Consider the following 11,154-nt stretch of genomic DNA (forward strand, 5'->3'; position numbering starts at 1 on the left):
TGCATGTGGGGCATCTCATCGCGTGCAGCAGATGATCGACGATTGCAACAGCCAGAAGCGGCATATCCATGATCTGATGACGGAAGGTATCCACTATCAGCTGTTCCTGGTGAGGGGCTGAACGGTTACAAAATACTTTTGCCAGGAGGCAGGTCCGCATTGAAATGCCCGGAAACCGGCCCAGCCGCTCGCTGACTGGCGCACAGCGGCTTTCGGGGTCATTTTTGATATTGAAGGCCCTTCCGGGGTCTCTGGAGGACATCCAGCGATGGCCTTTCAACGCTGCTGTCATGGGGTTTTTGATGGGAGACCTGTTTGATATTTCTTCATTGATATGCTATGATATAACCATGGATACACATGTAACCCAATCCGTTGATACCTTGTTTCTCCCTGATGAAGAAGAGCTTCTTCACCTCGGTGATTCCTTGCCTTCCAATGATTACGAGGACATGCTCCTCCTCCCTGAGCCTTATGAGCTCCCCTCGGGAACCCTCCGCAGGCCCGAGCACCTGGTCAAGATCACCAGGGAAGGCCTTATCCCAGAGGCGGAAAAGCTCACGGAGGATATCACCTTCGGCTCCATCGACAGGGATGAGCGGGCAGCGCGCATTGATTTTCTGATCTGCGAGGCAGTCCACGGCCGCATGGCACTGGATCTTATACTCGGCGGCCTTCTCGTCACTCTGAAAACAAAGGGGGTTGATCAATTAGGATACCGCTCCATGGGGACCTTCGCCACGGAGCATCTCTCTTTCTCGGGGCGCACCGCGTCGGAGCTGATGCACAACTTCGAGCTTCTCAGGGCGCTCCCCCTCACGCGGGAGGCCTATCTTGAGGGCAGAATCGCAAAGAGCGCCCTCAGGCATCTCTCGAGGGTCGCGACGCCTGAGAATGAGTCCCGGTGGCTCGCCGTTGCAGAGGTGCGCTCCCTGTGCGGCCTCGAGGGGGAAGTGAAGAAGGCCCTCGCCGAAGGGAAGGCCGGATCGGCTCCCGTTTCCGCAGGTGCTCCCGAAGCCGGAGACGAGGGCACAATGATGTATTTCAGCGTGGCGCCCTCACTTGCCCTCACCTGGGACTTCGCCCTCTCCTTCTTCCGGGACAAAGAGCACTATGACGGGCCTGTCGCGGGGTTTGTCGAGGCGCTTCTCGCCAATTACCTGACTTCCGGGGAGATCACTCCAGAGCTTCCTGCCATCGATAGCGAGGGGAGCCGCCCCATATTCTCCCGGGTCCCCCTCCTGAAAAGGCGGATGAGAAACCGGCGTGTGAGCGATCCCGATGAGGTTGTCGGGCATGCCTTCGGAGGCCTTTCCTTCAGCTCGCCCTGGGAGCAGCCCTGGAGCATCCATTTCCCGTCGTGGCTGGAAGAGGCCTGGCCGGGAAGAGACGCCAGGGCCATTGCGAATCGCCTCATAAAGGCCGCCTCCATCCGCCAGAGGCTCGACGTGGCCTCGGGAATGCTCCTTCGGGCGATGGATGAGCGGCAGCTCCACCGCCTTCTCGGCTATGAGTTCATCGAGGACTATGCCGGGGAGCGCTGCGGATTTTCGATGGCCCAGACCCGTCAGCTCATCAGGCTCGCCCAGGGATTCCGCCGCCACTCCCTCACCGAAGATGCCTTCAGGAAAGGTGTCATCACCAGGGAGCAGGCACGCCTCATTCTTCCCCTCGTGGACCCCAGGAATGAATCGCAGTGGATTGCCTATGCCGCGAGCGTGCCCACGGCGGACCTTCGGGAAGAGGCGGGGCGTGTCGCCCGGATCCTTGAATATGACTGCCTGGTCCCCCACAATTATGCGCTCCTTCCCGGCTTCCGCTACGTCACCGACGAAAGGTTTCACGAGCTCCCTTCGGAGGTGCAGGACTGCATAAGGATAGGGTCCTGGTATCAAGGCCCCTCTCTTTGCTCTTCGTGGCCTCTCGCGTCAGACGACGAGGAGCTCGTTGCAGGCCGAGACAGGCGCTTTGATGCGCCCTGGAAGTATTTCAGCGATGTCGATGAGATGATGGCCTCTGAAGCCTCCATGAAAATTGAAAAAAAATCCACCCTGTGTGCGGGCCTCGAAAACCAGTCGGGGAGCGATCAACTGCATGCGGGGGTATGCAACGGGGAGGAGCAGGCACCCCATGGGCATGGATGCGAAAATGCCCTGTGCTCGTGTCATCAGTCACTGGAAAAAGCCCGGGAAGCCTGCACCATTCCCCGGGGTGAGAGCCCCGAGGAGGTCTTTCTCAGGGACATCCTCTCATCACAAGACCCCTTCCGGGCAGTGAAGGGCGCCATGATGATCAAGTTCTTCCTCCCCCGGGAGCTTGAGGTGCTCTGGAACCTCGCGGCCCACATCTTTCTCGCCAGGCTCTCCCAGGTGGAAGGCGCTGAAAGCCCGATCCTCCCGGAAGAGAAATTCCTTGCGGCGCTCCTCGCTGACTATCTTGTCACCGAGGGAACCTTGAAAAAGGCGGCCCATCACCATAAAATCCTGAAGCGCGACCGGTTCCGCTGCCAATCCCCGGGCTGCCGATGCCGCCGTAATCTCCATGTGCACCATATCATCAGGCGCTCCCAGGGCGGCACCGATGACCCCTGGAACCTCATCACCCTCTGTGAAGCCTGCCACCTCCACCTCCTCCACGGCCTCCGGACCCTCACTGTCAAGGGCAGGGCTCCCGATGGCCTCACCTTCACCTTCGGCTCCCTCTCGGAAGGCACGCCCTTCCTGGTCTATGAAAGGGGGAGGCGGCGGCGGTAAAATGCTCACTCCCGGCTTTGTGGACAATCACTGCCATGTGCTCTGGATCGGCGCCATCCTCTCCCCGGTGCCGAGCGAAAGGAGCAGAGGCGTCCGGAGAGTTCTCAGGCGGTTTTCATTCTGTGAAAAATGTCACAGACATCTCTCCGGTCAGCCCCTATAATAAGGGTATGGGGACTGTCAATCTGATCTTTCTGCTTCTCTCCATAGCAGCATCGATACTGTTGCTCCTCTCCCCTTTCCTTGTGCTGATTCTCGCGGTCAGAGCGGCCTCATGGGTCAGCAGGCTCATGGAGATCCGCAAAAGAAGGGCAGAAGAAGCCATGGAAGCCGAAGACGACGGGGAGCCTGAAGATAGCGGCGATGAAGAAACCGAAGACTTCGAGAATGAGGAAGTCGAATATGAGGAAGTTGAATATGACCCTATTTCCCCTGAGGGAGAGCTTTCAGGCCCGGGTACGGCTGAGGCGGCGAAGCCTCCTGCCAGAAGGAGAATGAGCGCGCAGGAGAACAGGATTATTTTCATCTGCCGCCTCCCTGAGAGTGCTCAATAGTGCAATTCTTCGGTAAAGCCGGTGCGGGGATCACCAGGAAAAGCGCATGGGATGAGAAAGCGCATTTCCTATGGAGTGCGGGACTCTATGAAGATCCTTGCGTTCTTTTCCCGATCCGCATCAACGACTTTTCCATGAATCCTGCGCACGGCGAAGGGCCACTTCACGGGCCCTGCCCCTGTGCCGACCGACTCCTCGTGGCGATGGATGCCTTCACATAATGCTCCCCAGTAGCCTTCAAGCCATACCGCGCACCACTGCTGCCCCTCCGGGCATTCACCGGCAAGACGCTGCAAGAGCGCTATCCCCAGAGCGCTGTCATCAAGCTGCAGAAAGAGGGGGCTCTTTTCACATTCATTGACGGAAAGGCCGATAAAGGCATCCTTGATGAAAAGGGGTGGTGAGCCTTGAAACCTTATTACCACGGGGATCCTGACCTGCCTTCTGTCGCCCGGCGAGCCGGCGCCCTCCCTCTTCAGCCACTCCAGCAGCCTGCCCGAGGGAGCGATTTCCAGCCCTTCCGTGAAGCTGACTTCTTTTGCGGGCTTTTTTTCCATAGAGGCTCCTCTCCCTGCCGGGCGCTCTCCGCAGAAGGCGTACGCCACGAGGGCAGCTCCAATCAACAGGCACGCAGCCATGGATCTGCACATAAGGCCGCACCTCCGGATTTCCGGGGAGGAAGCCTCCGGGCCTTATAAGGTGTGCCCTCAGGCGCCATGCCCCTTTTTCTTATTATTTCCATAGAAACTGCATTCTCCTGCTTTTCCCTCTTCACTGCTGCACGACGCACCGGGTCCACGCCGCCGCAGTGAGGCCCTTGTATTTCTGTCTGCAGGACGGGGAGCAGGCAATTTCAGCCTGGTATCTCAAAGCAGTCTTAAAGGCTTCCCATATCAACAATCTTTGGAGGACCGCCGTTCTCAGGCAGGAATAAGGAGAGAGGAGCGGGAACGCCGACTGCCCCCGGCTTTTGCAGTCAATTCTGTTTCATAAAAGCATGACTCATCGCTTCACGGCGCTCCAGGTCCCTGTCCACGCCATGCCCGAGCGGTCGTCACGCCGTAGCCGATTTTTCTCATGGAGTCGTTGATGTTCACTGTGAGGGGCCTGGCCTGCCTGACGCGTGCGAGGTGGACCTTCAGGCGGTCTGTGGACTTCAGAGTCACTCGGTGAACTCCGCTATGTCGCCCCTGCGGCGCTCCACGAACTCCCTGATCTCCGGGATTGTCTCTGCGACTCGATGCGAGGCCGGGATTCCGCCAGGGCCGGTGGAAGGCCGGAAATTTGACAAGAACGCTCAAAACAGGCAGCCTGAAGCGAGCATTTTTTATGATATATTTTATATCAGACTCTGTCCAGTGGTAACCCATTCAATGTGGATTGACGGATTGCTGAGAGCCTGGCCATGAGGTACTCGTGGCGAATCCGCGAAAACTTCGCATGATCTACCGAATGACTGCAAAGATAAAGGAATATGAAAAACCGATTGGAAAGGGTTGTGATCTGAGGCCTGGGGATTGCACATGGTCTAGAGAGGTGGAAAGGCAGCGAAAAAGCTCGCTGTTGTGGCAGTGGCGCGTAAACTCGCAGTGCTCCTGCACTGTGGATGACAGAGGAAGTCTATGAGCCTTTCAGAAACATTGGAGAAGGGGAGGGAGAGATTGGAAGCACAAGAGCAGGAAGACCGTCCAGACCAACACGGGGATACTGCCCAGGTTCATCGCCCTGCTCATCCTGATGATGGGCTTCTTCAGCGTGGCTTTCCATTATATCATGGCCTACGAGGGCCACTCCCACTGCTGGCTCACAGGAATTTTCTGGACCCTCACGGTGATGACCACCCTGGGCTTCAGCGACATAACCTTCCACAGCGACCTGGGCCGCGCTGATCCTTATCGGCACCGTTGAGGCAGAAAAATGCTTCTCCAGGAACTACCGGAGAAAATGACCCCCCTGCCGCCGGTGGAGAAAAGTTCTCAAATTGTTTACATCGGTACTCTGGAAATTCGGGGAGCCATCGTGTAAAATAGCATGGGAAGGAGTGTGCAGCATGAATACCATACCGACTTCGCAGCAGGGCATATCACAGGCTCCCCTTCAGATCAGGGCCGGGGACCCGGAGAAAACAGAAGATCATGCCGGGACTGCCGGCAGAACCGCAGGCACGGAACAGGCGGACCAGGGCGATAAGGTGACCCTGGCCGGCACCCTCACCGAAAAAGCGAAAAATGTCCTGAAGGCCATCGACAGGTGGACTTCACCTCAGGAAACCACGGGGGGCAACTTCGAGAAGCCCTCCTACCTCCAGGCGGCCTCGGCATCGGCCTCCGCGGGGTTCTCGATGGCCGGCCTTCCGGGTATGCTCACCGGGGTGGTATCGACGACCCTCGGCATTTTCACCGAGATAAAGATGGATTCGACTCTCAAGGGAGTCATTGCGGGCGCCGCCGCAAGCGCGGCTATGGGGGCGGCCCTGGGGGCCGCCGGCGTGATGGGCGGCGTGACCAAGGGGCTCATCGTGGGCGGCCTGATGGGAGGCTTCCAGGTCTTCAGGGGAAGCGCCAACTCCAAGGTGAGGGATGCCGCCGGCAACACCTGCATGCTCTCTGCGCCCTTTATTTCGGGGCCTTCCAAGATAACGGCAGGCCTGGGCGCCGCCGTTTCGGAGCGCTGGGTGGAGACCGACAAGACCTGGCTCAAGAGCCTGGTGAGCGGCGCCACCGCGGCCGCCTTCGGGGCCGGGCTGTGCGCCATCGGCCTCTCCCCCGTCGGCCTGGGGACCGCCGTGGCCGTCAACGCGGCGGCGGGAGCCCTTGGCCCCATCGTGGGCCCGCGCTTCAGCCAGTTCTTCAGAAACCTGAGCAACAAGATGGGCGATGCCGCCGACAAGGCGGGAAGAAAGCTCGGAGTGATAAAGAAGCCTCTCACGGAGAAATCCAAGAACCTCGTCGGCGCCATGCCTTCGAGCTTCATGAAGGAAGGGCTGCGGACTTTTGCCCTCTCTGACGGCTCCGTGGGGGCCATCGCGCTCGCAGGGCTGCTGGAAACACTGGAAACCCTCCATATCTTCCTTTTCGCCAAGGGGGACAAAGAAAAAGCCGGGGAGAAAAAGGCGGAGACCGCGGCGCCGAAGGCGCCAACGATACCGGAGAGCCCTGCAGGCGCCAAGGTGGGGAAAGTGAAAGCCGAGAGCGCGCTCTGAGCCTCTCTCACGGTTTTCCAGGATCAGCCATCACTGCCATACTCACTGTCATGGCAGTAGGAACGGTAACAATAGTGCCTGGCGAAAAGAGGCGCCGATCACCTTCCGGCTTCCCACTCGAGTCTCACTGCCTCGGCAATCCTTCGCTCGCCCCTTACCCAGACAGTGAAGCGGACCTTGTTCACTCCCGCCATGTCCAGTCTCCTATTGGTCATTCTCAGGGGATCGCCGTCATAAAACACTCTGTTGGGATTCGTGCCGATGGCCGGCACGGAGAGATCCGTCTGCTCAATGCGAATCCGATTCACGAGAGGACTGGTGCTCAATACCTCGAGGATGGTGGCACCCTTCGGCCTCATGAGAACCCCATCCTTCACCTCGCCCGATGGCGATCCCGGCAGGATCAGGGAGTCTGTCGCACGCCTCGCCTGTGAAAAAGCAGATCCAGAGATCACGAGGAGCATCACCGCGGCAAAAAAAATGAATCTATGGGCACGGCAGCTGTGCATCAAATCACCTCCTGACAATTGAACCTGGTGCTTCTTTCTTTGTGTGTCTCCCGGAATCCTTCACCACCTCTACAGAGAGGATAAAAGGCTGTCGCCAGATGCCTTATGTTGGACGGAAACGGATGAAAAGGTCAAAAATGACCATTGGTGGGGGCAGGATGGGCGGGCCAGATGGAGGAGAGGGGAATTTCAAGACCCGGGAAGATGCCGGGATGGAAAACATCATTCCCGGCCATTCTGGCGCCTGCCGCGTACCTGTCGCCCTGGAGCTGGTACTCCTCGAGCGACTGGCTGTCGGGGTCAACAATCCAGTACCAGCAGACACCATGGCGGCTGTATGCCTGGAACTTGGAGACCCTGTCGAGGCGGGACGTGCCTGGCGAAAGGATCTCAACTGCCAGGTCGGGGGCGCCGAATATCCCTTTCTTCAGCATTATGGATTTCTTTTCCTCCGATACGAAAACCAGGTCGGGCTGCACTATGTTGATATCGGAGAGGATGACATCCACGGGAGCGAAAAATAGTTCCCCGAGATGGTTTTTCTCTATATGCTCCAGGAGAGTAAATTCAAGCTTTCTCAAGACTCTCTGGTGATCGAGATTCGGTGCGGGGTTCATAGACAGCTCTCCTTCAATCACTTCATAGCGCTTGCCGTCGCTGGGAAGCTCAAGGTAATCTTCATAGGTCACATATACCCTTATGGGCTGAGCAGAGTCGGCCATCAGGATCATCTCCCGCGCTCTCGAATCCATCTTCAGTATAGCATAATTTCAAGAGCGCATCAAACATTGGAAGACCTTGTCGCCGTGGTGGGATAGTGTTCGCCCTTCACCGGGGGGAAATATGCCCCTCCCGTGGAATAAGTGCAGGATACTCAATGCCAGCGATATTGACGTCTATCAGGAATGGGCGAACATGATCGCCTTCAACGAGTTCCGCTCGTCCTATTCGAGGAAATACCACTGCTGCTATATCGGCAGAAAGATGCAGAAAGGATACGCCCACTCTCACGAAGCCATGAGGCAGAGGTGGGGCGCCTGCCTGCTCGCGGAAGGGGAGATGCCCCCCATTTTTGCCCGGGCCATGGGAGATTACTATTACCTGGCAAGGGCCGGGGAGCGGGAAACCATCCTGGAGCTCGCGGATTACGCCCTCGAGCTGCAATGAGGGTATTATACACTATACTGAGGGAGGCGTGGAAATGAAAAGCAAGGTGTATTTCGTGCCTGTGATGGACTCTGATACCGATGCCATGATAAGCGAGAAGCTTGACAGACTCCTGAAAGGAAGCAGAGTGCTCGAGTTCCTCGGGAGAGGTGAGAAGGTAGCGGTGAAGATGCATTTCGGCGAGGAGGGAAACACTGCCTTCGTGAAGCCCGTGTTTGCCAGGATGATAAATGTCTGCCCCGTCAATGCGATAACCATCGAAAATGAGGCATCGCTCATCGACAAGTCGCTCTGCATAGGATGCGCAAGCTGCATCGGCGCCTGCCCCACGATGGCGATGTTCGTGGATGTGGTATCGGGGGGTTTTGTGCAGGAGAAGATGGCCGAGTATGCGAGTGCCGTCCTCAGGGGGAAGAAGGCGTGCTTCATCAATTTCGCCATAGACATCAACAAGGAGTGCGACTGCTGGGGCCAGGAAAATCCCCGCATCGCCCCCCACGTGGGAATCTTCGCATCCCGCGACCCCGTGGCCATTGACAAGGCCTGCCTCGATCAGGTGAATAAAGCCTGCGGCAGAGACATTTTCAGGGAGACTCATCCCGAGAGGGACGGGATGGTGCAGCTTGAACATGCCGGGGAGATCGGGAGCATGGAGTATGAGCTGATAGAGGTATAGGAGAATGCGGTAAAGAGCATGCACAGGGAAAAGTCAAAGAAACCTCCGCGTATAGTCGATTTGAGCATTGCCATCGAATCGGATCTTCCGGGCGATCCTCCCGGCACGATTCCAAAAGTGGAATACCGGGATCATGCCGCGGGGAGAGAGGCGATGAAAGAGTTCTTTCCCGGGATCACCCGGGAAAGCCTTCCCTCCGGCCTGGGGTGGGCCGTGGAGACGGTGAGCATGGGCACTCATTCAGGGACCCATCTTGACGCCCCCTATCACTACCACCCGACCATGGACCGCGGCCGGCCTGCTCTGACCATCGACGAAATCCCCCTGGAGTGGTGCTTCCATGATGGCGTGCTGCTGGATTTCCGCCACAAGGCCGATGGGGAACCGATATCGGCGGAAGATGTGCAGAAGGAGCTGCAAAGGATTGGCTATGAAATAAAACCCTTTGACATCGTCCTGGTTCAGACCGGAGCCGATGAGGCCTGGGGCACTTCCCGGTACTTTTCCCGCGGAGCGGGGATGACCAGGGAGAGCACTCTGTACCTCACGGAAAAAGGGGTCAGAATAACCGGGATTGATGCCTGGAGCTGGGACAGGCCCCTGCCATATCTTGCCCGGGAATTCCAGCGGACGGGAGACTCAAGGGTGATATGGGAAGCCCACTTTGCCGGGATTGAAACCGGGTACTGCCACATGGAGAAGATGGCCAATCTATCGGCCATCGGCCGCCCCCACGGCTTCAGGGTCTGTTGTTTTCCGATCAAGATTAAGAGGGCCAGCGCAGGGTGGGTGAGACCCGTGGCCCTCATTTACGATGAGTGACGGGGTTCCGGCAATCCCACCGGAGGCCCTGGAGAAAGGAGTGAGCACCTGTGAAGATCCTCCGACTCTATACAGGCGACGATGGCGAGTCTCATTTTGAGGACTGCGAGATACCCATGGAAACCGGTCCCCTGGGCAAGTTCTCAGCAGCCCAGAATACAAAAAGCGTCATGTTCCTGGTTCTCAACAGTTACTATGACTATCACAACGCTCCCCAGAGACAGTATGTAATCTTTCTGGACGGCGCCGTGGAGATAGAGGTGGCCGACGGCTCGAAAAGAATCATCCAGGCCGGCGAGATCCTGCTCGCCGAGGATACTACCGGCCATGGCCACATCACCCGCTCGCTGGACGGGGCTCCCCGGCGCACCGCGTTCATTGCGCTGGAGTGAATGGTGAACTGTCCGCACGGGCGGATTTCCTGGCCATCAGTTAACATTTCTGAAATGGTTTCCTGAGAGTGGTCACGGTATACTTTAAGAGGGTTCTTGCGCGGAGTGTGGAGTTTATCACGCTTATATTGAGCGGTAAAGTGAAGAAAAGGACATGGACAGCATCTCATCACGGCGGGCTATGGGAGACATCAGCGAATACGGGGCCTCCGGCAGGGCAAGGCAGGCAGGCGACGGCGACAGCCCTGCAGTAAGACCTGATGGCGTTGAGCTCTCAGAGGCCGCCTCATCATTGAAAGACAAGAAGATATGCATCGATCCCGGCCATGGCGGCGACGATCCCGGCGCCGTGGGACCGACCAGGCTCACGGAAAAAGAGGCTAATCTTGATATAGCGCTGAACCTGAAGCAGTACTTCGAAAGCAAAGGCGCCAGGGTCATCATTACAAGGGATACCGACACCTCCCTGACGGATGCCGTCTCGGGATCCACTGAACTTGGCGCCCGTGTCAAAGTGGCCAATGAGAGCAAAGCTGATATCTTTGTCTCGATCCACAACAATGCCTCGGACAATCCCGAGACGGGCGGCACAGAAACCTATTACTATAAAAAGGGAAGCGCGGCATCAAAGCTTCTCGCGAAGACCGTCTTCGATCACCAGGTGGAAAAACTGGGACTGCACCCCCGCGGCGCTTTTCCCGCGCAGTTTTATGTCATCAAGTACACTGATATGCCCGCCGTGCTCTCCGAATCAGCTTTCATGAGCAATGCCGGGTAAGAGGAGAAGCTCAAGGATCCTGCATTCCGGCATACCGTCGCAGAGGCCATCGGCGAGGGCATAGAGGAGTATTTCACAAAGATGCAGGCGGGCAATGTTGATCCAGGCAAGCCCGATCTTCCCGATGACGGGAAATGGGACCCTCTCCCCTGCGAGAGATACACCATTGTGGCGCAGCCAGGCCGCCGGTAATGCCCGGCGCCTTCAGAGAGGCTCACGGGGAGGTCACTGCCCCCCTGACAGCAGCTGATGGGCGGAAGAAAGCTTCTGCTGATAATCCTCCCTGCCGCAGGCAAAGAAT

At 57.6% G+C, this 11,154-nt stretch carries 13 protein-coding genes and 1 pseudogene; 10 read left to right on the forward strand and 4 right to left on the reverse strand.

Annotation, left to right across the window (positions count from 1 at the left end; genetic code table 11):
- Positions 1 to 350: 350 nt before the first annotated feature.
- Together RDV48_26795 and RDV48_26800 are read left to right on the forward strand one after the other, a co-directional pair.
- Complete coding sequence (locus RDV48_26795) at positions 351 to 2,753, forward strand: HNH endonuclease signature motif containing protein (protein ID MDQ7826440.1); 2,403 nt, start codon at positions 351 to 353, stop codon at positions 2,751 to 2,753.
- A 122-nt stretch (positions 2,754 to 2,875) separates the two neighbouring features.
- Entirely contained in the window at positions 2,876 to 3,307 is a 432-nt protein-coding gene (locus tag RDV48_26800) for a hypothetical protein (GenBank protein ID MDQ7826441.1), read from the forward strand.
- A gap of 68 nt (positions 3,308 to 3,375) precedes the next feature.
- Here RDV48_26800 and RDV48_26805 read toward each other — a convergent pair whose 3' ends face one another.
- Both RDV48_26805 and RDV48_26810 read right to left on the reverse strand, forming a co-directional pair.
- Positions 3,376 to 3,864, reverse strand: a complete 489-nt coding sequence (locus tag RDV48_26805; protein MDQ7826442.1) for a hypothetical protein — start codon at positions 3,862 to 3,864, stop codon at positions 3,376 to 3,378.
- Between the two features lie 453 nt (positions 3,865 to 4,317).
- Positions 4,318 to 4,473: a hypothetical protein gene (locus RDV48_26810; GenBank protein MDQ7826443.1), complete on the reverse strand. Its 156-nt coding sequence runs from the start codon at positions 4,471 to 4,473 to the stop codon at positions 4,318 to 4,320.
- Between the two features lie 345 nt (positions 4,474 to 4,818).
- Here RDV48_26810 and RDV48_26815 point away from each other — a divergent pair.
- From RDV48_26815 to RDV48_26825, 3 genes and pseudogenes are all read left to right on the forward strand, one after another.
- Positions 4,819 to 5,045: pseudogene (locus RDV48_26815) on the forward strand (hypothetical protein).
- 2 nt (positions 5,046 to 5,047) lie between these two features.
- Positions 5,048 to 5,215, forward strand: a complete 168-nt coding sequence (locus RDV48_26820) for an ion channel (protein MDQ7826444.1) — start codon at positions 5,048 to 5,050, stop codon at positions 5,213 to 5,215.
- Between the two features lie 142 nt (positions 5,216 to 5,357).
- Positions 5,358 to 6,509 carry a hypothetical protein gene (locus RDV48_26825; protein MDQ7826445.1) on the forward strand — a complete coding sequence of 384 codons (1,152 nt, stop codon included), beginning with the start codon at positions 5,358 to 5,360 and terminating at the stop codon, positions 6,507 to 6,509.
- A 98-nt stretch (positions 6,510 to 6,607) separates the two neighbouring features.
- Here RDV48_26825 and RDV48_26830 read toward each other — a convergent pair whose 3' ends face one another.
- Together RDV48_26830 and RDV48_26835 are read right to left on the reverse strand one after the other, a co-directional pair.
- Entirely contained in the window at positions 6,608 to 7,018 is a 411-nt protein-coding gene (locus tag RDV48_26830; GenBank protein ID MDQ7826446.1) for a hypothetical protein, read from the reverse strand.
- Positions 7,019 to 7,149: 131 nt separating this feature from the next.
- A complete protein-coding gene (locus RDV48_26835) occupies positions 7,150 to 7,740 on the reverse strand; it encodes a Uma2 family endonuclease (protein ID MDQ7826447.1) in 591 nt (196 codons plus the stop codon).
- 121 nt (positions 7,741 to 7,861) lie between these two features.
- Between RDV48_26835 and RDV48_26840 the strand changes: the two genes are divergently transcribed.
- From RDV48_26840 to RDV48_26860, 5 genes are all read left to right on the forward strand, one after another.
- Positions 7,862 to 8,185: a hypothetical protein gene (locus RDV48_26840; GenBank protein MDQ7826448.1), complete on the forward strand. Its 324-nt coding sequence runs from the start codon at positions 7,862 to 7,864 to the stop codon at positions 8,183 to 8,185.
- Positions 8,186 to 8,219: 34 nt separating this feature from the next.
- Positions 8,220 to 8,861 (forward strand): DUF362 domain-containing protein, encoded by a 642-nt coding sequence (locus tag RDV48_26845; protein ID MDQ7826449.1) that lies wholly within the window; start codon positions 8,220 to 8,222, stop codon positions 8,859 to 8,861.
- An 18-nt stretch (positions 8,862 to 8,879) separates the two neighbouring features.
- Entirely contained in the window at positions 8,880 to 9,683 is an 804-nt protein-coding gene (locus RDV48_26850) for a cyclase family protein (protein ID MDQ7826450.1), read from the forward strand.
- Between the two features lie 50 nt (positions 9,684 to 9,733).
- Positions 9,734 to 10,075, forward strand: coding sequence for a hypothetical protein (locus RDV48_26855; GenBank protein MDQ7826451.1), 342 nt, complete (start codon positions 9,734 to 9,736; stop codon positions 10,073 to 10,075).
- A 154-nt stretch (positions 10,076 to 10,229) separates the two neighbouring features.
- A complete protein-coding gene (locus RDV48_26860) occupies positions 10,230 to 10,853 on the forward strand; it encodes an N-acetylmuramoyl-L-alanine amidase (protein ID MDQ7826452.1) in 624 nt (207 codons plus the stop codon).
- Positions 10,854 to 11,154 lie beyond the last annotated feature (301 nt).

The sequence above is a fragment of the Candidatus Eremiobacterota bacterium genome (assembly GCA_031082125.1).
Classification (GTDB): domain Bacteria; phylum Vulcanimicrobiota; class CADAWZ01; order CADAWZ01; family Ess09-12; genus Ess09-12.

Coding starts and splice junctions, on each gene's coding strand:
- RDV48_26835 (MDQ7826447.1), bottom strand. CDS start 7,740: ATGGCCGACTCTGCTCAGCCCATAAGGGTATATGTGACCTATGAAGAT.
- RDV48_26845 (MDQ7826449.1), top strand. CDS start 8,220: ATGAAAAGCAAGGTGTATTTCGTGCCTGTGATGGACTCTGATACCGAT.
- RDV48_26840 (MDQ7826448.1), top strand. CDS start 7,862: ATGCCCCTCCCGTGGAATAAGTGCAGGATACTCAATGCCAGCGATATT.
- RDV48_26850 (MDQ7826450.1), top strand. CDS start 8,880: ATGCACAGGGAAAAGTCAAAGAAACCTCCGCGTATAGTCGATTTGAGC.
- RDV48_26795 (MDQ7826440.1), top strand. CDS start 351: ATGGATACACATGTAACCCAATCCGTTGATACCTTGTTTCTCCCTGAT.
- RDV48_26805 (MDQ7826442.1), bottom strand. CDS start 3,864: ATGGAAAAAAAGCCCGCAAAAGAAGTCAGCTTCACGGAAGGGCTGGAA.
- RDV48_26860 (MDQ7826452.1), top strand. CDS start 10,230: ATGGACAGCATCTCATCACGGCGGGCTATGGGAGACATCAGCGAATAC.
- RDV48_26820 (MDQ7826444.1), top strand. CDS start 5,048: ATGGGCTTCTTCAGCGTGGCTTTCCATTATATCATGGCCTACGAGGGC.
- RDV48_26830 (MDQ7826446.1), bottom strand. CDS start 7,018: ATGCACAGCTGCCGTGCCCATAGATTCATTTTTTTTGCCGCGGTGATG.
- RDV48_26825 (MDQ7826445.1), top strand. CDS start 5,358: ATGAATACCATACCGACTTCGCAGCAGGGCATATCACAGGCTCCCCTT.